At 43.9% G+C, this 22,045-nt stretch carries 11 protein-coding genes; 1 reads left to right on the forward strand and 10 read right to left on the reverse strand.

The window, feature by feature from the left end; genetic code table 11:
- Positions 1–140: 140 nt before the first annotated feature.
- The 9 genes from ALKIM_RS0104560 to ALKIM_RS0104605 all read right to left on the reverse strand — a co-directional run bounded on the left by ALKIM_RS0104560 (position 141) and on the right by ALKIM_RS0104605 (position 16,775).
- Positions 141–2,642 carry a glycoside hydrolase family 2 TIM barrel-domain containing protein gene (locus ALKIM_RS0104560; RefSeq protein ID WP_026473610.1) on the reverse strand — a complete coding sequence of 834 codons (2,502 nt, stop codon included), beginning with the start codon at positions 2,640–2,642 and terminating at the stop codon, positions 141–143.
- Positions 2,643–2,965: 323 nt separating this feature from the next.
- On the reverse strand, positions 2,966–6,379 hold the full coding sequence (locus ALKIM_RS0104565; protein WP_052345393.1) for a hybrid sensor histidine kinase/response regulator: 3,414 nt from the start codon (positions 6,377–6,379) through the stop codon (positions 2,966–2,968).
- A 356-nt stretch (positions 6,380–6,735) separates the two neighbouring features.
- A complete protein-coding gene (locus ALKIM_RS0104575; protein WP_026473612.1) occupies positions 6,736–8,565 on the reverse strand; it encodes an alpha-1,3-galactosidase-related protein in 1,830 nt (609 codons plus the stop codon).
- A gap of 46 nt (positions 8,566–8,611) precedes the next feature.
- Positions 8,612–9,826: a MalY/PatB family protein gene (locus ALKIM_RS17635; RefSeq protein WP_044117746.1), complete on the reverse strand. Its 1,215-nt coding sequence runs from the start codon at positions 9,824–9,826 to the stop codon at positions 8,612–8,614.
- A 126-nt stretch (positions 9,827–9,952) separates the two neighbouring features.
- On the reverse strand, positions 9,953–12,604 hold the full coding sequence (locus ALKIM_RS0104585) for a sodium:solute symporter family transporter (protein ID WP_026473613.1): 2,652 nt from the start codon (positions 12,602–12,604) through the stop codon (positions 9,953–9,955).
- Positions 12,605–12,638: 34 nt separating this feature from the next.
- On the reverse strand, positions 12,639–13,814 hold the full coding sequence (locus tag ALKIM_RS0104590) for an AGE family epimerase/isomerase (protein WP_026473614.1): 1,176 nt from the start codon (positions 13,812–13,814) through the stop codon (positions 12,639–12,641).
- 128 nt (positions 13,815–13,942) lie between these two features.
- The gene (locus tag ALKIM_RS0104595; protein ID WP_084555803.1) at positions 13,943–14,857 is read right to left on the reverse strand and encodes a dihydrodipicolinate synthase family protein; all 915 of its coding nucleotides are present in this window, start codon (positions 14,855–14,857) and stop codon (positions 13,943–13,945) included.
- A 32-nt stretch (positions 14,858–14,889) separates the two neighbouring features.
- Positions 14,890–15,144 carry a hypothetical protein gene (locus ALKIM_RS0104600; protein WP_026473616.1) on the reverse strand — a complete coding sequence of 85 codons (255 nt, stop codon included), beginning with the start codon at positions 15,142–15,144 and terminating at the stop codon, positions 14,890–14,892.
- 2 nt (positions 15,145–15,146) lie between these two features.
- On the reverse strand, positions 15,147–16,775 hold the full coding sequence (locus ALKIM_RS0104605; RefSeq protein WP_026473617.1) for a sialidase family protein: 1,629 nt from the start codon (positions 16,773–16,775) through the stop codon (positions 15,147–15,149).
- A gap of 220 nt (positions 16,776–16,995) precedes the next feature.
- Between ALKIM_RS0104605 and ALKIM_RS0104615 the strand changes: the two genes are divergently transcribed.
- On the forward strand, positions 16,996–17,706 hold the full coding sequence (locus tag ALKIM_RS0104615; RefSeq protein WP_026473618.1) for a FadR/GntR family transcriptional regulator: 711 nt from the start codon (positions 16,996–16,998) through the stop codon (positions 17,704–17,706).
- Positions 17,707–17,937: 231 nt separating this feature from the next.
- Here ALKIM_RS0104615 and ALKIM_RS0104620 read toward each other — a convergent pair whose 3' ends face one another.
- The gene (locus tag ALKIM_RS0104620) at positions 17,938–21,801 is read right to left on the reverse strand and encodes a class I SAM-dependent DNA methyltransferase (protein WP_026473619.1); all 3,864 of its coding nucleotides are present in this window, start codon (positions 21,799–21,801) and stop codon (positions 17,938–17,940) included.
- Positions 21,802–22,045: the final 244 nt, after the last annotated feature.

Below are 22,045 nucleotides of genomic sequence, written 5' to 3' on the forward strand. Positions count from 1 at the left end.
CAATATTAAAGTTAGTCTTTTATTATTTTTTTACAAAACACATGTTGTTAATCGCATAATTAAGATTAAAAGGTTGAGGCCAATGCTGTCAAGTATACAGACTAACAATCCTTGAGAGGTGTAATATTTACCAGATCAATTTACTTCACCTCAATACTAATTGAGCCACTTTTCACCCCGCGCGCATTGGCTTTCACGGATAACGTGCCAGGCAATTCTCCGGCCTGAACTATCAGTGTTAACTGTCCGCTGAATAGCGGCATTCGTGGCAAATGGAACATATTCAGATCAGTTGGATCTCCGTTGGCAACCGCCCTGAACTCACCGGCTCCCGAAACAGTAAAATGAATCATTCGAGCGTCGCTGGGCACCAAATTGCCGTCTTTGTCCACCACCCGCACATTGATGTAGCTCAAGTCTTTCCCATCGGCATTAATGACAGTTCTATCAGGAATAAGCTCAATTCGGTGAGGTTTACCTGCTGTAACCATCCGGTTGGTGGCTACTGCCCTTCCGGCGCCATCATAAGCCACAACCTTCACTTCACCGGGCTCATACACCACATCCATCCACATCAAACGGTACCGATGCTGAAGTGTGGAGTCATTCTTAATCCTTAAACCATAGCTTTTCCCATTCACAAAAAGTTCGGCCGAAGGGTAATTGGTATAAACAAAAACCGGTGTTATCTCTCCATCTCTTTCAGGCCAATTCCAATGAGGCAGAATATGCAATGTTTCGGCCTCCCGGTTCCATATGCTGCGATAGAGGTAATACCTATCCTTGGGAATGGATGCCAAATCGATTATCCCAAACATACTGCTGCGGTTTGGCCAGGCATCGGTATCGTAAGGTGAAGGCTCTCCCAGATAATCGAAACCTGTCCATACAAATTGACCCATGGTCCATTCATAATCATCAGCCAGGGCAAAATCATCATCGGGAAGGTTAGACCAGGGACAATACTCCATATCATAAGATGATGATTGGTGATCCTCATACAAAGCATTGATTCGTTTTTCGGGAGGAAACTTATAAACCCCTCGTGAGCTGACCGTTGAACCCGTTTCTGAGCCAAGAACAAATCGTTGTGGAAGCCGCTCATAAGTTTCAACATATCGGTGGGTACGGTAATTTAAACCCGGAATATCGATTAGTGCTGCAAATCCATTGTCGAGCACACATGAGACCTGGTCCATACCACAATTCACCGGCCGGGTGGGATCCTCACGGTGACATATATCCTGAAGAAATTTTGCCACTCTGTAGCCTTCCGGACTGCACTGTGTAGGCACTTCATTGCCAATGCTCCACATTATGACACTGGGATTATTGCGATAGTTGCGAATCATGTTCACCAGATCCCTTTCTGCCCATTCATCAAAAAACCGATGATAGCCATTTCGCACTTTGGCCCAATCCCACTCATCAAACGACTCAACAATCAACATAAATCCCATCTCATCGCAAAGCTGAACCAACTCAGGAGCAGGCATATTGTGGGCAGTACGAATGGCATCAGCACCCATATCCTTGAGCATGGTAAGCTGTCGGCGAAGTGCCGCAGTGTTTATGGCAGCCCCCAATGGGCCCAAATCGTGATGATTGTTTACCCCCTGAAACTTTCTTCGTTTGCCATTGAGAAAAAAACCTTTCTCCGGGATGAATTGGATGTCTCGAAAACCGAATCTTGTGCGGTATTCATCCACCAACTCGTTTTTATAATATATCTGGCTGATGGCTTCATAGAGGCGGGGCGATTCGGGCGTCCACAACTCAGGATTGGTAACCAGAAAATGTTGCTCATAAGGCCTGTCTTGAAAGACCTTTTGAGAAGTTATCTGACTGGCAACCGGATTTCCCCAACGGTCGTAAATCACGGTGCTGATGGTCACGTCGGCACCATTCTGTGCATTGCTGAGTTCTGTTACAAGTTTTATCGACGCATATTCATCAGACACATGAGGCGTAGTTAGATAAGTCCCCCATACCGGTACATGCACTTCACTGGTAACAATCAGATGCACATTGCGATAAAGCCCTGCGCCGGGATACCATCTTGAGGAATGCTCCAGATTCTCGAGTCTGACTGCAAGGGTGTTGTTCATTCCATCCTCGGTGAGAAAATCAGTCACATCCAAATGAAAAGAGTTATAACCATAAGGCCAAAAGCCAACTTCAATGCCATTGACGTAAACCCGAGCCTCACTCATGGCACCATCAAAAAGCAAAGTAGCTCTCTTCTCCCCTTTGCGGAAGTCGGTCACATCAAACGTACGACGGTAACATCCTACGCCCATGTATGGCAATCCACCGGTACGTCCAGTTTTGCGTGTTGCCACTTTTTCCATGTTCTGAACCACAGCCACCACCTGAACATCGTGCTCCTCGTTAAACGGGCCATAGATTGCCCAATCGTGAGGAATAACCACCGATTCCCAGTCTCTATCAGAAAAATCAGGCAGAGCTGCTTCAGTATGATCTCCTTTAGAAAACTTCCAGCCCTTATCCAGCAAAAAATGCTGCCTAATATCCTCCAAATTCTGACCAGGCAACTTATTTGCCCATAAGACTGGCACAAAAACAAAAAATATCCCCGCCAAAATCAGGGAATAAAAGCTAATACCATCTCTTTTCTTCATGAAGCAGAGTTTATTAAAATTCCCACATCTATAATGAATTATGTCATACTTATGCAAAAGTAAGAAAAAGTTGTTAAGTATGTATAGAATCAAAGTACCTGTTTATTATTGTATAGCCTAATGATAAAATTACTGATAGAAAAAATCGCTAGGCACAAGGGTTTTCGATGGAAAGGATAAAGTGCTAAACCAACATCGGCAAACAATTAATTCTTTTCGCAGACTTAGTGGTGGAGGATTACATGAAATGCGATTTCGCTGCGGTGTTACGCCATTGACATGTTTAAGAATAAACAGTGCGCAGCAAAATCAGCAACATGTATTTATTGATTATCAGGAAGATAAAAATAGAATGTGGTTCCTTTACCTTTTTGGGAGGTGAGCCAAACATCGCCATCGAGCAAAGTAATGAGCCGTTTGGAAATGCTCAGACCCAATCCAATGCCTTCGAAGAGACGCGTTTTATTATGAAGCTTACGGAATGGAATAAATAGCTCCTCAAAAGAGGCTTCATCTATTCCTATGCCCGTATCCTGAATGAGGAAGAGATAGGCAGACGCGGGCAAATCATTGGGATCAGTGTTGAAATAATTGGCAAGTGTACTTCTTGAGACTTTCCGAACCGTAAGACTCACGTAACCTTCGGCTGTAAACTTACGGGCATTGTTTATAAAGTTAAACAACACCTGTTTTAACCTCTCTGAGTCAGTATCAATGCGATCTTTGTCGGCAATCTCATCCGAGTTAATACTGAAATCAAGATTGTTTGAGCGAAACTGAATGGCAGCAATGCGAAACAAAGAATCGAGAAATGGCTTAAGCAGAAACTCCTTTTTAGAGGTTTTAAGTTGGCCTGCTTCAATAAGCGATACGTCAAGAATGTCGTTAATAAGTACCAAAAGACTTTCGCCACTGTCCTGAATAATTTTAATGAACGATTTTTTATCATCCTCAGAAAAGAAAGGGTCAGCCAGAAGATTTGAGAACCCGATGATGGCATTCATGGGTGTGCGTACCTCGTGCGACAGGTTGGCCAGAAATGCTGTTTTGAGCCTGTCCGACTCCTCGGCCTTCTCCTTGGCTACCAGCAGATCCAGCGTGCGCTCCTTCACTTCGTGCTCCAATATGTTACGATGGTTTTCCAGCTCCTGCTTCTGCAGCCATATCTCTTCACGAGATTGTTCTAATTCTGTATTTGACAGTTCCAATTCCTGTGTGCGCTCTTTCACCAACACTTCAAGTCGCTTTTTCTGCCACAAAAGAACTTTCAAACCCAAATAATATAAAAATACGAGTATGATGACAATCAAAATAATAACCACAATACGAAACAAGCGACTTTCGAAGAAGGGAGGTATAACCTTTACAACAATTTCATTTACCTCATCGGACCAAACACCATCGCTGTTGCTTCCCTTAAAAAGAAAGCGGTACGTGCCTTCAGTAAGATTGGTATATCGTACCGGAATAATGGCCAGAGCGGTGTCCCACTTGGTATCATAACCCTCCAGCTTCCATGCAAAGCGGTTCTTTGATGACAAACTATAGCTAAGTACTCCGGGAAAGAAAACAATCTCACCATTACCTCTTTCAATCCTTATCTCTCTGGCATCATCGTATTTTACATCGAGAAAACCCTGGTTAACCAGCATCACATTCTCAAACCCGAAAGCGTAGGATGAAATCCTTACGGGAGGAACAAACGTATTAAACTTAAAATCACATGGATTAAATTCGACAAATCCATTGGAACCACCAAACATCAACAGCTGACTATCAGCTGACTGGTAGAATGCGCCTTCATTAAACTCGCTGCAAAATGTTCCTTCTGCTGCCTCATACTGACGGATGTTGCGTATGTCAGGTTCATAGACACATACACCAAAGTTATTGCTGATCCAGAGACGCCCGTCACAATCACTGATTACACCAAAAACATCACTCGCTAAAAAGTCTTTGGCGTGACTAAAATCTGCTTTTCCGGTAATTTCATCAAACCGCAACAACCCAGAACCATAGGTCCCCAACCAAATTCGTCCTCTTTTATCAATGGTGACCTTGGTGATATGGTTTGACTGCAAAAAACCTCCACTGCCTTCGGCTACCTGAAACCACTTAAAATCTCCGGTTTGGACATTTAATTGGAAGAGGATACCATTTTGAGATCCAATCCACAATATAGAGTCGCCGGCCAACGCTACATCGGTTAATCTGTAGTGCCCGTTGCCCATAAAAATATGTGGCAGAGGATAATGGTCGTAATCATCACTTTTTGTATTATACCTAACTACACCGCAATCGGTACTCAACCAAAGCACATCTCCATCACCTTTTATCATACCGTTTATTCTATTCAGATAATCTGAATTTATGTGAGGCTGCGACAGGCGAATCAATCTATGCCTGCCGGTTAGCAAATCCAAGTTGATTATGCCATCAAATGTACCAATCCAGAGATTTTTGGAATCGTCTTCCACCATCCTTGTAAAGAAACGGATATCGTACCTGGTGTCAAACTTACTAAATTGAGTTTCGCTGGCACGCTTTAAATAGAGCCCATCGAAAGTAGAGAACCAATAGGTTTTTTCCGAATCCTTAAACAACATATAGACGCTGGGCGATGGAGAATTCGAATGCACTCTCAGGTCAAACGCTTTGAATTTAATTCGGTTATAGTCGTACTTTGCAAGGCCATTCTTAGTGCCTATCCATAAAATAGATTGGTCTTTCAGAAAAAAGAGGGTTTTTATGTCATTGTCGGGCAAGCTGAGCGGATTACCTGGATTAAAGGCAAAATTCACCACCTCACCTGTTCTGTATTGAAAATAATAAAGTCCCATGTAGCGCGTTCCAATCCAGATATTCTTCTGGTTATCTACCACATGGCCGGTAAGGTAGCTTTGAAGCTCCTCACGACGCTTTAAAACTGTGATTTGTCCGCTCGCATTTACTGATTTTAATTCATCGGGAGACGTGATGAGCATGTTTCCATCAGTCCATTCGGAGATGGAGAGCACATCTGTCTTTACAACTGTTTCAATCAGATGAAAAGGTTGATCATGATCCCCAAAACCAGAGATTTCAAACAAGCCATGGGAAGTACCCACCAACCTGCGGCCATATACTTTTTGAATGACGCTAACCCGTAAGTTGCGTTCTACATTTCCGGGAGATAGAATTTGAACCTTCCCTGATGATAATTCAACCGCAAATAGTTTCTGACTGGTTCCCACAAAAGCCCAGCCATCTTCAACAAACAGGGCGTTGATTAATCCGCCATAAGCCTGTTGCGCATCGCCGTGAACCGCTATTTCACGAAAATGATAAGATGCCAGATTGAGCTGCACAAGACTGCCTTTATTTGTTCCCAGCCAAAGGGCGTTTCCGGATGGGTCGGCATAGATAGCACGGATGCCATTGGATGGAATGGAGAGCGAATCATCAGGTTGGTTGCGGAACACATCAAAAGCCACGCCATCATACCTGTGAAGTCCTTCCGAAGTTCCAATCCACATATACCCCTGGTGATCCTGCGCCACAGAACGTATAAAAGGATGCACAAGCCCCTGCGATTTGTCATATAACTCAAAGCGCACACTATCAGAAACATAACGACCATAAGCCGCACCATTCCCGAAGTACGCCATCAAAACAAAAACAATTACAACATTATGGATTAATCGCCCCATCAAACCAATTGTATTATATTCCTGCAATCCACCAAAAAAATACTTCACGAAACCACGCAGTTATGCTCTCTAAACGCTTCAATTTTTCCAATCTTATTCGAATATAGTAAAAATGAAGGTTATCACTAAGTCACAGATTCAGTACATTGACTTAACAGCGATTTCTGTCATCGACGAAAAGCAGCCAAAACACTAAAAAAAAGCGTCAAGACGGTGGATTTAAGAACTCGAAAAATATCAGGAATAATTTGACAAACTGATAAAAAAATGGTGTCAACGATTTTTATTGCCTCTTCAAATTAACATCAAAAGTGTTTTTCGGGTTATGCTGGTAATTGGTTTTTGATGATAGATAGCCAGACGTAAGATAAATAGATGCGTCGAAGCTTGCCATCACATAAAAATTAATGAATGACAACTGCATCAATCGCAGATTTCTCTATCCGCAAATCAGTATCAGGATTGAACGTGAAGTCGAACGCATTTTCGTGGATCTCCACATTATTCACCCTTTCAAAAAAGAACCTGTGCGTATTCCAATGAAAAGGCTCAAACGCCATATTTGAAACCACACGGTTATTGCGAAAAATTAATCCATCAACCGATTTAGCATAAACCAGTGGTCTGTCGAAGGTCTCAAACAGATTATCCTCAATCACAATTCCGGAATGAAAATATTTTGTTTGTCCAGCCAAATCAGGAATTTCAGGATAAATAGATATTACGGCGTTGGTGAATTGGTAGTAGGCTGTTAGCGCATTTACAAACCGGTTACCCCGGATAATGACTTCGCGACAGGCACCGGTTTCGTACCATCCATTGGCATCGCCACACAGCAAAATGGCAGTGCCATGGGTATGGTCGAACAGATTATGCTCACAAATCACCCGCTTGGGCGTGCTAAAGAGAACGCCTCGTGCCCGGTTATTGCGCACCACATTGTTGCTGAATACCACTTCGGGTGTCCATGTAAGATTTTCAACAGCCATTTCATTCTCCACCCTAAACCCTTCGCCCAAAGGCTCGCTAAAAACAATCAAAAACTCCCGGGCGCCATGCGTAGCTTCACAATCATAGGGTTCAATACGCTTTATAGTGTTTTTTACGCCAGCCAACTCCATTCGGGTGGTTTGCACAAACTGAACCGAATCGCCAGGCTCGCCCCATAAAAACCCCCAGGCCTGATGGTGCATGTATCGGCCAATCACCGTATGGTTGTCAAGCTGGTCAGTAATTTTCAAGTAGGTACCGTGTACATTGATGGCATCATCGGCCATGCCTTCATACAATCCGTTGCGGGAAATGATGACACCTTTGCAGGCCGAGAAATGGGTAGCATCGGCCTGAGTGGTAAAAACACGGCGACTTCCTTCACGTAATGCCACATTAAAACCATCGAGCAGAAAGTTTTCGCTCATCTGTGCCAATAAGCCCATACCTTCGGCATAATGAACGGTAACATTTTCGAAACCAGTATCTTTAGACAGTGAAACAAAAACTCCAGGTGTGGGGCGATAATAGGAGCGCAGCACAAACCTGTCGCCCGGCATAACAACATCGGCCTGCCAACCCTCAATCTTAAGAAAATCCGCGTTGAGCTCGTCCACATTACTGGGATTAAAAGTCACGACACTTCTACGGTAGGTTAATCTACCATCCTTACTGAACGACATGCTGCTTTGCGGCGCAATCTCATATTTGACTCCTGTGAATGATAACCGGCCATCTTCATTTATCAGATAGTTCCCTTTGGGATAGACATCAGCAGTAAAATAGCCATTTTCTGAATCAACTTCAACAACCTCGAGCTGACGAATATGAGGCAGCTCAAAATCGATGGATAGATTCTTCATCAACACGTTGTTGCAGTTTACTATAGCCACCGGCAGCATGCGCCCATGGAAAATAAAATCGGCGCCTGCCCCATCAATGGTCACGTTTGAAAGATTCTCGAATGCAAAACCCACCGTTTTGGGGTTATCCTGATCATGGTTAGAGATGTAGTACTCGCGAAGGGCAGCGCCATCGGGATAAAAATCATATCTGATGGGTTCAAACCTAACAATTACAGGTTTTTCAGATTTTCTTTCCTTTAGATAATCTGTGAGAGCCTGAGCAGCAACAGAAGCATTTCCATCGGAAGCAGAAGCTTCCAGAAAATGAGAAAAACAGATTACTTCCGGTTTATTGCAAGCTGCAAAAACCAATACAAAAATGAGAGATAAATACTTCATACTAAAGACACTATTTCCGACTGTTGTTTTTCAAATACAGATTGATTCAAACATTTTGAGGCACAGACGAATTGAAGCGCTCGTGAATATCTAGTTGCGATGCAGCTTCGCACAAGCTAAACAATCCCTCCTGCACCACACTCCATGGCGCGCCAATATTCATACGCATAAAACCCTCACCACCCGTTCCAAAGCACATACCATCATTGAAACCAAGGCGTGCTTCCTTCACAAGAAAACTCTTCAATTCCTGTTGAGTCATTTGCCATGAACGGAAATCGAGCCATAACAAAAAGGTAGCATCCGGTTTGACAACCTGCACCGAAGACAGGTTGTTTTTAATAAAATCTATCGATTGAAGAATATTATTCTCCAGATACAATTTAAGTTCACTGAGCCAATCATCGCACATGCAATAGGCCGTTTGCATAGCCAGCGTACCAAAAATACTTGCTGTATTCACATGGCAGCCCCGCATGAGCCTGCGCATGCTTTTCAGAAGTGACGGGTTAGACGCAATGAGATATGCAGTTGAAAGTCCGGCCAAATTAAAAGTTTTACCCGGCGACATACATGTGACTGTAATTTGAGCTACATCATGCGACATCGAAGCCATGGGCGTATGTTGGTTGTCAAAAAGCGTGAGGTCACAATGGATCTCATCAGAAACTATAATCACATTGTTATTAAGACAAATTGCACCAATACGTTCCAATTCAGAAGGGCGCCACACCCGTCCGACCGGGTTGTGCGGATTACATAAAAAAAACACCTTCACATCATCTGGTCTGGTGATCTCCTCCAGATTATCAAAGTCAATGACATATCCGGTTGCTGTTTCACGAAGGGGATTCTCAATTACCCGGCGGTCATGCTCACGTATCACGCTAAAAAAGGGCGGATAAACCGGTGGTTGAACCACAACCCCATCACCAGGCATGGTAAACGCCTGCACGGCATACGACAACAGTGGCACTACGCCTGTGCTGAACTCAATCCATTCAGGCTCTATTTGCCAGCTGTAGCGTTTAAAAACCCAATTGCAAATAGAGTCATAACACACATTCGGCGTGCCGGTATAACCAAACACCGGATGCGCAGCTCTTTTCATAATGGCATTGTGGACAGCTGGCGGCACTTCAAAATCCATATCCGCTATCCAAAATGGCATCACGTCAGGCTCACCAAACTCACACTCGCGATTGTCGTATTTCACAGATTGGGTTCCCTCACGGGATATCACCTTATCAAACTGATACATGCAATAGATGTTTTTTTGAATAAGAAAGGGAATTAAAGCATTTTTTCCTTATTCAAATTTACAAATTTTTACTCGAACAGATTTGACTTTTTGTAATATTTTGCAAATCTATCTAAAATAACAAAATCATCCCTTCCTTATTGTCTTCCAGGTGAAGCCTCCCAGCTCATTTTTGTTGGGAAAAATAAAACTCATAATCCAACCTATTGCCACGCTGGAAAACATGCCAACAAAGCCATACATGAGGAAGCTAAGCGAAGTATGGTTTTTGACCACTACCAGAACGATTAAACCGGCGGCCACACCAATCAATGCAGCAACACTGCCAATTCGTTTGAAGAAAATACCCATGATAAACAGTGCGCCTAAACCACCTGTGAGCAGTCCCAGGAAGGTGTTAAACTGGTCCCAAAGCGAGGCAATGTTCCAGGTAGCCAGAATCAGCGCCATCCCGATACCAAAAACACCAATTAAGATGCCGGACCAGCGCGCCACCTGCATACTTTTTCGGGATTCAACCCGAGTACTTAGCGTTTTATAAAAATCGTTGGTGACCACAGCCGATACTGAATTGATATTGGAAGATAAAGTTGACATGGCCGCTGCAAAAATTGCTGCAATCAATATTCCGGCAACGCCAGATGGCATTTCTGACACAATAAACTGAGGAAATACCGAATCGATGTTGGGGTTTACTACGCCTAACTGAGCTGGATTGGCAATATAAAACGCGTAAAGACCGGTACCAAGCAAAAAGAACAACAAAGAAACCGGAATACTCAGAAAGCCATTCAACCAGATGCTGCGCGCCGTAGCCTTTTCGTCGCGAGTGGTCATGTAGCGCTGCACCACACTTTGGTCGCTGGTGTAAGAGATTAGCGTATTGGCCAGGCCGCCAATAAGTACAACCCAAAAAACGGGCTGTGTAAAGTCAAATCTAAAATCGAAGGTTCGAAATTTATCATTATCCATGGCGTTGCTCCAGAAGGTACCAATACCTCCATCGATGCCACTCATCATATAAAAAAATGCCACGAGTGCGCCACCAACCAGGATAAACCCCTGTATCACATCGCCCCACACCACAGCCTCGATGCCGCCGCTGGTACAATACACAATGGTGACAACCCCCATGATAATGATAGCAAAATAGACATTGAATCCTGTGACTGCATGAAGCGCCAGCGAAGGCAAAAAGAGTACAATGGCAATGCGGCTCACCATAAAAAAGATGAACAAAAGCGAAGCAAGCCAACGCACCGTGCGGTTAAAGCGCATCTCAAGGTATTGATAGGCTGTATCGAAATTAAACCGTTGAAAAAAGGGAAGAAAAAACCGAATGACCACCGGCGCAATCAATATGATGGTTAAGTTGAATACGAGCATGCGCCAGTCGGCCGCATACGTTTTTGCAGGAATGGCAATAAAAGTGATGGCACTGAGAGTGGTGGCGAAAATACTGATACCGGCGGCCCACCAGGGGATGCGTCCACCAGCTTTAAAAAAGTCGTTGGTGTCATTCTCACGACTCATAAAATAAAAGCCCAGCATGAGCATACCAATAAAGTAAACGCCCAACACTAGATAGTTGACCCATCCAAAACCGGTATGAACTGACAGTGTTATCTCCTGCACAAATGCACTGCGGATGCCAGGCCTCTGTTCCCCTCCGGTTATCCACACAGTGTTTCCGCGCCACACAGGAGTGGCCACCGCCACCGGACTGCTAAGCGCACCAGCATCGAACCACGCGTCGGTCACGGTGTTATACACCAGCAATCTGTCGAAAAAACCAGAATGATTTATCCAAAGGCTGTCGCGACGTAGGATGGCATTTTCATCGCCCGTTGCGATGGCGTTAATGGCTGCCTCAACCTGATTGAAAACAGTTCCCTCATCGCCGCCGGCCAGTAAAACGTGCGAGGCTCCAATTGGCACGGCAGTGGCCATTGCCAGAGGCAGGTGATTCCCTTCTTCATCCCGTATTGCTTTTCTCTGTATCCAATTTCCGTTTGATGGCCGGTAATGATACACTGCAGAATAAAAAGAAGTTAACGGCTCAGACGCATGCCTTGCGCGTCCGCCAAACAGAAACAGAGCCACCTCTTCGCCATCCATTTGAGCCACAAGAGATGCGCCACTCAAAGCGACCGGTAACGATGGTAATCGTTGCCAACTGGCATCCTGCCTCATCAAATCCATCATAAAAAAACCATCTGACGGGCCGTCAGGAGATTCACCACCAGCCACATAAATACGGCTACCGATAGCCGCAGCAGAGCTACTTCGGAGCGACTGCGGCAAATCGGGCAGTGAGGTAACCACAGGCTTCAGGCCGTCAAAAGCAAGCATAAACACCGAGCGGCTATGCCCATCACCAGTCTGACCACCAATACACACCAAACCACCTGGCAGCGAAACAGAAGCGCCCTCACCAACGGCCATTGGCATGTCGTGGCTCTGATAAACCATTTGCCATTCGCCATTTGTATCGCGTTCGAGAACCGTTATGACGTCAGAGAAATACTTTATGTCACCTTCCCACGGCTTACCGTTGGGAAACGCAGTGCCGCCGGCCATGATAAGCCGCCCATTTTGCAAGCCGGTGAAACTGCCAGCCAATCCTTCCTGCAACTCTGCAACTCCGGAAAGATTATATGTCCACGCCTTATTTTGTGAGACTCTGTTAATGCCCATCTCGTTGGCAGCCGTGGCTATGTTAATCATGATAAAAATTGCCAACAAACACCAAACACCTCGCATTCTCAATATCGTCATAACTTACTTTTCAAACGTTTGAAACTCTTTATAATTAGTGTGGAGATTGTTCTATCGCCTCAAGTGTTTTCCATACCTGTAACAATCCGCGCGGCACATGGAAACAACCTTTCCATTTCCCGCCTTTCAGAGGAAGAAGCACTTCACCACGGCGATTCAGGTAGCCAAACCACTCACCATGGTCGGCATCGGTAAAATGCGACCAGGTATAGTTGTGCACCCGCTCAAACCACTCGCGACACTGCTCGTTACCAGTTAGTTGACAACCTTTTATAAGGCTGATGAGTGTTTCAATGTGAACCCACCACAACTTTTGGTCCCACTCGAGTTGTTGTGGCGGAGCACCTTTCACATCCAGGAAATAAAAAATACCATCGTGCTCCTTGTCCCAGCCATACTCTAAGGTGCGCAAAACAATCTGCACAGCCTTTTCAGCCAGCTCCGGTCGTCCAAGCCGAACAGACAAATCCATCACAAACCACATGGCTTCGATGCCATGGCCGGGATTGATTAGTCGTCCTTCAAACGAATCGGAAAAACTACCATCGGGATCCACATTCTCCAGAATTAAACCGGTTTCCTGTTGATAGAAAACCTCCATCACCTCATGCAACACCTGCTCAATGGTTTTCTCAACCAAATCAGAAGGCAGTAAATGTTCAATTTCGAGTGCCAGGTTGCACAAAATCATTGGAAGCGAAAACCCCTTAAGTGGCCGTGTATCAGGAAAAGTCTTTGTAAACCGGCCTTTGGGATTATCAGCTCTTTTAAGGATATTCTCAAAAGTTGATTTGGCAATGTGTGCATACTCGTCGTTTCCGGTGGCTTTGAACAACTGTCCAAAAGCCATTGTGGCAAAGCAATCAGAGAATATGTTGTAGGGTTCGATTAATGGTTTCCCTTCACGCGTGAGAGAAAAATACCAGTTGTAAGCTCCATCGTGACCATATTTCTTTAAAAATCCGGCTCCCAACTGGGCCATATCGAGCCATTGCTCTTTTTGCTCCACACGGTTAAACAGGGTGGAAAACATCCACACCTGACGACCTTGCAGCCAGATAAACTTATCTGTGTCAAACACCCGCCCGTCGCGCTCAAGACAGGTAAAATAGCCCCCATGTACGCGGTCGGGTGAGTGCTTTTCCCAAAAGGGAACGACGTTTTGCAACAACTCGTCTCTATATTGTGATTTCAGTCTTGAAAAATCCATTGTTAAGATATTAGATAGCTAGATGTTAGATGGTTAGATTTATAGATGTTAGTTTTTGGAGAGATGAGAAGTTGTGAATGAACCATGTATCTACAAATCTCACCATCTAGTATCTAATCATCTTAAAATTATCTCACCGAAAACAAATCTTTCATATCAAGGGCATCCACATCGCTGCGGAAACGCTCGTAAGCTTCATCGTCCATGTTGCGAACCGGTGAACGGAATTTTCCAAAATCAAATCCCATATATTTCATGTAGGCTTTTCCGGTAGCAATACCGCCATACTTTGGCAGCAGACGAATCATGTCAATGGATTTCTGCTGAAGCAGACGCGCGCGGGACAAATCGCCCTCAGCAAAACTACGAATCATTTCCAGATAGAGCGGAGCTGCGTAGTTAAAAGTGCTTCCCACAGCTGCCCGTGTTCCCAGCACCAGTGCCGAAAGTAAGTTTTCATCACGTCCCCAAAGCATGTCAAATCGTCCATCTTCCAAATGGATACAACTCAGAAAATCCATAAAATCTTCGTGTGTATATTTCACGCCGGCAAGGTTGGGAATTTTACCCGATGCTTCCACCAGAAAATCGTACATGGAAATGTTGCATCCGGTAAGCACCGGGATATGGTAAAAATAGACAGGTAAATCGGGCACCGACTCCGCTACAAGCCTGCAAAACTCAACCAGCTCACGCGCTGTTGGCGGTTTAAAATAATATGGCGCCATAATGGCAATGGCATCTACACCGGCCGATTGCGCATGCTGTGCATTCTCGATGCTTTCCATGTAAGAAGTACCACCAACCAATGAAATCACCTTCACCGAACTGCCCTTTGCGGCCGATGTCCAGGCCACAGTGGTTTCCCGGCGTTCGCGTTGCGAAAGTGAAACCCCTTCGCCGGTGGAGCCGTTGATAAACACGCCTGCCACACCGTTTTTATTCAAAAAATTAAAGTATTCGGGAATTAAATCCGTCACTACATCTCCATTATTATCCATCGGGGTGAACGGAGCAGCTATAAGTCCTTCAAATTTATACATTAGAGTAGTTAAAATTAATAGTAAAACAACCTTTAGAAACAGCTAAAAATTGAGTGTGACCTAATCACCCTCCATAAAAACTCTTTGTTATTAAACCAAATACGACTTTCATTATAATCCCACTTGCCATGTGGGGGTGGCAGGTCATTTTCGAACCGGCTATAATTCTGAAACCCGGCATAAAGGCCGGCCTCCATTGGTTCATTGGCATATACCCAGGTGTAAGCATACACCGTATGATTGGGCTCTGGCTTCTCAAAAAAGGCAGGCCTACATTGCAACTCCATTCTTACTTCACCAACTCGGAAACAGGTACTTTTTGAAAAAACAGATCCTTCACACCTTCGTAGACAATGCCCACCACTTCGTTGTTTACCATTGTCATACATGAATAGCCAAAGCCAGGTGTTTCGTTTAGCTCAACTTGATTAATTTCCGGCCAGGTATGACCACCATCAAAACTTGTTTTAATGGTCATGTTGGTGCGGTGCGTTTTGTGATTTGGATTAGAAAAGAAAAGCACCTGCTGATTGCGTCCATTTACAACTACCTGATGGTCGATTAGGCTGGCCATGCAGTTAGGTTCATGCAGAGTGCCATTGGTTGATGGATGTGCTATCCATGTTTTACCCAAGTCATAGGTTACCGAAACAGCACGTCCGTTGGTCTCCCCTTTTTCAATCCGGTTAAGATCATCGCGCATATTCAGCATCAACCCACCATCGGCCAGTTGAACCACCTGAGCTTCGGTGGTATTGGGCTTTGCACCGGTTCCAATATGCCATGTTTCGCCACCATCCTTGCTATAAACAATTGTAGAATGGCATGTGAATTGTCCGCCATCGATGGCTTTTGTGCCAATATCTTTTTTAAACTGGGCAGGAATAATGATGGTGCCATCATCAAGTGTGATGCCACGTCCGGGGCCTGCCAGCAGAAGTTGCCATTCCGGGTCTTTTATCTGCTCGGTGATGTTGATTGGGTCTGACCATGTTTTTCCATCATCGGTGCTTTTTATGAGCACAAACTGACCGGTCTCCTCGGGCGACATGCCGGGCTTTGAGTCCCACCACAACATTTTATCGGGTGATGAACCACTTATCCACAACGCAGCTACCCAAATGGTGTTGGTCGTATGGTCAAAAATCACACAAGGATCGCCAATGCCGTTTAGTCGCTGAGAACGCCCACCCCATTCGCCCATATCCATAATCACCTTCATGGGTTCCCAGGTTTGTCCGCCATCGGTGCTGCGACTCATACCTACGTCAATGTCTTCCTGTAAATCTTTACTGTTGTTATACCGGTTGTCGTAAACGGCTATGAGCGTTCCGCGGCTTGTAGTCACAAGACCCGGGATACGATAGGTATCGCAATTATCCTCTCCGGCGGCACGCAAAACCGTAGCAGGGCGAAAACGAAACTGCTCACTGGGGCTCAATTCCAGACGACCGCCTCCGGCAAATGACAAACGTATCGTTTCCACAGAAAAACTCTTCTCGAGCAATGCCGATTTGTCTGCAGTAAAATCAAAAACCAGACGGTGATGACCTGGTGACAAGGTGACACTGGTGGCAAGACGCGAGCGTTGCTTCACCTTTTCAATATCGCCCAACAGAGATGTTTTCTCCACTTCGCCGGAACCATCCACTATTTCGTGTCTTACAGTGATTGATGAGAGAACTTCCGGATTGTCGCCGCTTCTGGTGAGCATTTCAACACCGGATAAACGGGGTATATTGGCGCCAACCTCAACCATAAGATCAATCGACACAAGACCACTATTCTCCCTGTTAATAAAAACAGGCACTCTCTTCTGTGTAATAGCAGATGAGCTGATTTCAGGAACATCCTTCCCTTCGGCACAACCCGCCAAAACCACAAACAACACTACTAAAAACCTACTTAAAACCCTCATATCTAAATTTTATTAATGATTACATCGCTTACGCCATCAAACCCGAAACTCTAAATTTATAAAACAAGCATCCCGAAAACCAGCAGTTAAAACAATACGTGATTCATAGGGTTTGAATAACTTATCAATTTGACAAGATTATATGTCATACATAATTACAAAATTAATTTCTAATTGGATAAAAACAAATTTTAACACACTTTTTTCATAGTTTTGCAACATGAAAACCGATGAAATAAAAAATGCCCTAACGGCCATTGACACACGTAGCTTAGTAGATAAGGCAGAGATGAATCTTATCCGTTTGTTTATTGACCAAAATCTGAAAGCTGGAGACTTAATCCCAAAAGAGATGGAGCTGGCCGAAGCCATGGGAGTAAGCAGAACGGTTATACGTGAATCACTGAACCGTCTGAAAACCATGGGGCTTATTGAATCGATAAAACACAAAGGCACCATTATCACCAGCCCGGATATGTCTATTGTATTGCAAAAGATGATGATTCCGGCAATACTCGACAGCAACACATTGAGAAACGTGTTTGAAATGCGGTTGATAATTGAGGTTGGAATGGCTGATTTTGTAGTTGCCCGTGCCACCGACAAAGACATTGAAGACCTCAGGCACATTGTGAGCAATGAGATATCGCCTTCTCGTGACACTTTTTTTGATGTGAACTATGAGGTTGAGTTTCACAGCAGACTGTACGCCATCACAGGCAACGAGACGCTTAAAGGTTTTCAGCAACTGCTTCTGCCTGTGTTTAGCTATGTGTATACCAGTGGGCTCATGAACACAAACGCCTCTGACAGAACATACGTGTCGCACAAGGAACTCGTCGAAATTTTGGCTCAAAGAGATGCCGACAAGTTTCGGGACGCCATGCGTAACCACCTGGAAAACCACTTCGGAAGGGTTCTGAAACCCTGATGTCCGCGTCAGGGATTTACCGGTTTTATAAATGTTTTTGATTCCGAACATTTACTCCAAACCATATCTCCGGAAATATTGAGTTTTGCCGTCAACATAATATCTTTTTGGTATAGATATTTCCAAACTTTAATAAGGCCATCAGAAAACTTTGAACTCCCATCCCAATCATTACGCACACATTTTTTCTGCCGATATTTTGCCCCTAACGGGGCAATGTGCCGATGCAAATCATTTAAGGCTGGCCTCGATGATGGCGATTTCTTCGGGGGTTAAATCGTAAAGTTGGTAAACCAATTGGTCGATTTGGGTTTCGAGGGCAGTGGTGTCGGCAGAGGGGTTATGTTTTTTTGCTTCAATAATTTCATTAACCAAACCCTCGACCTGAATGCGCACACTTTCATCACCTTTTGCAATTGGAATTTGACTGAAATATTTCCAAATTAACTGATACCCATTTTGAATAGCCGTGCAATATTTAGAAATTAACCACCAACCAGTTTTTGAATTTAATATACCCAACAGAACTTTGTCATCAGAAGGAATAAACCACATTGAATTATTACAATACATTCCGCTACTATCGAAAATAAAACATGGTTTCACCTGAAATACCTGATAAAGAATCTTAGGTTTTTCAAATTTGTCGTAATAATCACAAGCTCTCAATTCCCACCAATAATCGCCTTTGTCGGTTCTTGCTTCAGCTTTATCTCGATAATTGATTAAGTGCCCTGCTACTCCCGGATAGTTTTTCATAAGCCATTCCCACGCTTCTTCATATTCAATAAATCCGTATCTGGGCATTGGCTCCGCTACATAATAAGGGTTATCGGGTGGGAGATTTCTTTTTATTGTAAATCCTTTAGGAATAAGTATAAGCCAGTTTTTATTGTCTTCTGTAGCATAAGGCTTAACGTCCCTGCCAAGCAGAAAAGGTTTAATTAATCTGGCTGAATTTGTATCCGAAGAAATTATACTATTCTTTGTTTCAGTGTCGATTAAAAATGCTTCTGTAAGCCCGGTAAGCACACCTCGTTTTGCACCATCGCCAATATATGTCTCTAACTTCTCTCCTTTTGCCCGCATTCTCTGTAAAAGAGTTTGGGAGGCAGAATCTTCGATTACCCAGGTTTCGGAAGTTAAAGAAGATTGTTTAATTACATTGCTGTTTGAAACAACATAGTTTGTGAAATTATCAGTAAAACCTGATGTTTTTATCTTAACAGAAGTAAATTCATCATTTGGCACTTCCTTTCCTGCTCGCAAGATGCAAGGGTATGTTGTTGCCTCGTCAAACACCTGAAAGTCGCCAAAATCTATAATCTCTAAAAGGTTTTGCTCCAATAAAAATATACGGGCAGGCTGTCCATATCCCGCTTGCATAAATTTATTAGGCATAATGTATGTAAAAACGCCTTTGCTCTTTAACACATCAAAACCTTTTTCGATAAAATAGACATATATATCGGTAGTACCTGAATGGAACTTGTAATTCTCTTTATAATATCCCTTAAATTCCTTTAACTCCTCCTGCCTGATATACGGCGGATTCCCAATCACCACATCAAAACCTATGAAATCACCCTCATCATTTAGCACTTCGGGGAACTCGAAGCGCCACTCAAAGGCGTTATCAAAAATTTTGTTGCTTTTAATCTCTTCAATTTCGGCTTCGAGCTTTTTGGTGTCGGAGGTTAGTTTTTCAATTTTTTTGTTCCAGTCGGCTATCTCCTTTTTGCTCATCTCAAACAGTTGCTGCTGGTTGGTAAAGTGAAACAGCTCGCCACTGAGCTTATTATGGCGTTTTACCTTGGGGTCGTTTTGCGTTATCTCGCTTCGGAAGTTGGACTTAATATCGTTAATCAACCTCTCCATTTCGCGCTTTTGCTCTTTGTTTTGCGCGTTGCGATAGGTTTGTACCGCAACGCGGTATCCATCAATGGTCCATTTGCTCGCACTCTTTCTTAACGCTTGCTTTAAATCAGAATCCAAAGCAAAGCGGCTCACCAGTGAGTTTCCACATTTTATGTTGATGTCGATGTTGGGGAGGGTTTGCAATTCCATTGGAATTGCATGAGACACATTGCAATGCGTCTGTACGGATGAATCCTGAATATAGTAGGCATTTTTCAAGAGTTCAATCCATAGGCGCAAGCGGCAAATTTTCACGGAGTTTGGGTTTATGTCTACCCCAAACAAGCAGTTTTCGATGATGGTTTGTTTTTCGTGAAAGAGCGTCTCCTGTATGCGCTGGCTCTCTTTGTTTTGGGGGTTATACTCAAACAGTTCGCCATCTTCGTCGGTTACAATCATCTCGTCGTTCACCACTTCAAAATGATACTCTTTCAGTCGCCGCCCATCGCGGTCTTGAAGTATTCTCAGGTCGCTTTTAATGGCAATTATCTCGTTAAGAGCCGATACAAGGAAATGCCCTGAACCCACAGCGGGGTCGCATATCTTAAGGTCGTTGATGATGGTGTTGGCCTCGTTGCGGTCTTCAATTCTATTGTACAGCGTGTCTAAATCGGTACAATTCCAACCTTTGGCATCGTTAAATTTCTGAATCACGGCCTTGCGGATGGTTTCGCGACACATATACATGGTAATGAAACCTGGCGTAAAAAACGAACCATCCTTATAGCCGTTAATCTTCTCGAAAATAAGCCCCAGCACCGACGCGTTGATAAGTGTTTTGTTTTCTTCCTGGATCTCCTCGCTGCCTTCGCAGGAGAAATCGTAAGCACTTAAAAACCGGAATAGGTAATCAAGTGTGCTAAGTTCTCCGGTGAGCCGTTTGCCTTTGTCGTCCTTCAACACGGTTTGCGCATAGACAGGCATTGTTTTCTCGTCGCGCAGGTTGCTGATAAACAGCATCATGTGCTCCATCTCGGTAGGTTCAAACAGTGAGCTGTTCAAATAAGGCACTTTGGCAAACATTTCGCGCACATCATCGCTGCGTTCGTTGTGTTGACGTGCCAGCACCTGAAAAAAGAGGCTGTTCAGATCGTCGTAATTCTGTATTCTCCCGGTGTTTAGAAACTCGTATGATTTGTCGCCCTTATGGTAGGTAATCAGTTGCCCTTCGAGTAATTTAAGGAACAAAATGCGGTTAACCCATGTAATGCTGAGTTCAAGCGCCACGTTAAAAAGTCGCTCCTGCATGTTTGCGCCAAACTGGGATGGCGTTTCGAGCCGCGAAATTTTATCGAGGCTGTCTAACTGCACAATGGCATTCTCGATGAACGACCCCGAGTGCCTTTGTCCTTCTTTGTTTCGTTCAATGATTTTTTTGCCGCCATCTTTGGTTTCGGTCAACCCTATAAGATGGAGCAATTCGCCATAAAAGCGCTTGTCGAGGCTGTTGCTGTCGTTGGCAAACGGGAGGTTTAGAAGATGCTCGGGCGAAAGCAGTTTAAACAGCGCGATGAGTTTATTGTCGTCGGTTTTATCATTGTTGCGCAACGGCTTTTCGTAGTCGCGTATGTCGAAATACGTAAATTCAATGTCGCTTTTCATCTCTGCGATGAATGGCTCTGCAACCTCTCTGTAAAACACATCGGTGGTTTTACCGCTGTTGGCAAACACCTGAAACTGTTTTACCAGACTCTTATTTTGGGCAAAGAGGCGCTCAAAAAGCTTCTCATCAAAAATGAACCATTCATATACGTTTGAAACAATCAGGTATTTGATGTTGTGGTTTTTCCCGGTGATTCGCTCTCTCAGGTAGTACAGGAGCAGCTCGTGAAAGGCTCTTTTGTTGATGTCATTGGTTCTGATCATCTCCGATTTGTTGCCCGGCCGCTTTGCTTCAATAATCACCCCCACATCCGATTTGTTGGTTTTACCGTGGTGAATAACCAAATCCTTGGAGTCTTTGGTATTTATTTCGTATAAATCTTTGTAATAGGTGTCTCTTAAGAAATCTCTTAAATGATTCTTTTGATTCTCTTCTCGTTCTATCTCATCAATTTTCCCGATTAATCTAATCAGATTGCTCTTGAAACATTCTATTTCGGTTCTGCTGGGCTTAACTTTCAGAAAGGCTTTGTTCAGTGCTTTCCGTGGTTTCAAGATTTTGATTTGCTCACTCATACATTAATTTCAATTGTGTACGCGAACCGCAAGCGGCTTCTATTTATCAAAATTCAGCGATAAGGTAATCAATAAACACAAATATACAATTATATGTGGGTGGGTCATCTAAAAAGAGAGCGTATAACCAACTTTCGATTTACTAATTTTTGTTCCCTTTTGCATAGCGCAAGCACGCCCTTTTTGCTTGTCCATTATTTTCTTTATGCTAACTTATATCATTATAACTGGGCATATCCTGCTT

It is taken from the genome of Alkaliflexus imshenetskii DSM 15055 (assembly GCF_000517065.1).
Taxonomy (GTDB): Bacteria; Bacteroidota; Bacteroidia; order Bacteroidales; family Marinilabiliaceae; genus Alkaliflexus; species Alkaliflexus imshenetskii.

What these genes read in the sequence shown, in the direction of transcription:
- ALKIM_RS0104590 (WP_026473614.1), bottom strand. Translation starts at nt 13,814, where the DNA reads ATGGATTTTTCAAGACTGAAATCACAATATAGAGACGAGTTGTTGCAA.
- ALKIM_RS0104615 (WP_026473618.1), top strand. Translation starts at nt 16,996, where the DNA reads ATGAAAACCGATGAAATAAAAAATGCCCTAACGGCCATTGACACACGT.
- ALKIM_RS0104620 (WP_026473619.1), bottom strand. Translation starts at nt 21,801, where the DNA reads ATGAGTGAGCAAATCAAAATCTTGAAACCACGGAAAGCACTGAACAAA.
- ALKIM_RS17635 (WP_044117746.1), bottom strand. Translation starts at nt 9,826, where the DNA reads ATGTATCAGTTTGATAAGGTGATATCCCGTGAGGGAACCCAATCTGTG.
- ALKIM_RS0104585 (WP_026473613.1), bottom strand. Translation starts at nt 12,604, where the DNA reads ATGACGATATTGAGAATGCGAGGTGTTTGGTGTTTGTTGGCAATTTTT.
- ALKIM_RS0104605 (WP_026473617.1), bottom strand. Translation starts at nt 16,775, where the DNA reads ATGAGGGTTTTAAGTAGGTTTTTAGTAGTGTTGTTTGTGGTTTTGGCG.
- ALKIM_RS0104600 (WP_026473616.1), bottom strand. Translation starts at nt 15,144, where the DNA reads ATGGAGTTGCAATGTAGGCCTGCCTTTTTTGAGAAGCCAGAGCCCAAT.
- ALKIM_RS0104575 (WP_026473612.1), bottom strand. Translation starts at nt 8,565, where the DNA reads ATGAAGTATTTATCTCTCATTTTTGTATTGGTTTTTGCAGCTTGCAAT.
- ALKIM_RS0104560 (WP_026473610.1), bottom strand. Translation starts at nt 2,642, where the DNA reads ATGAAGAAAAGAGATGGTATTAGCTTTTATTCCCTGATTTTGGCGGGG.
- ALKIM_RS0104595 (WP_084555803.1), bottom strand. Translation starts at nt 14,857, where the DNA reads ATGTATAAATTTGAAGGACTTATAGCTGCTCCGTTCACCCCGATGGAT.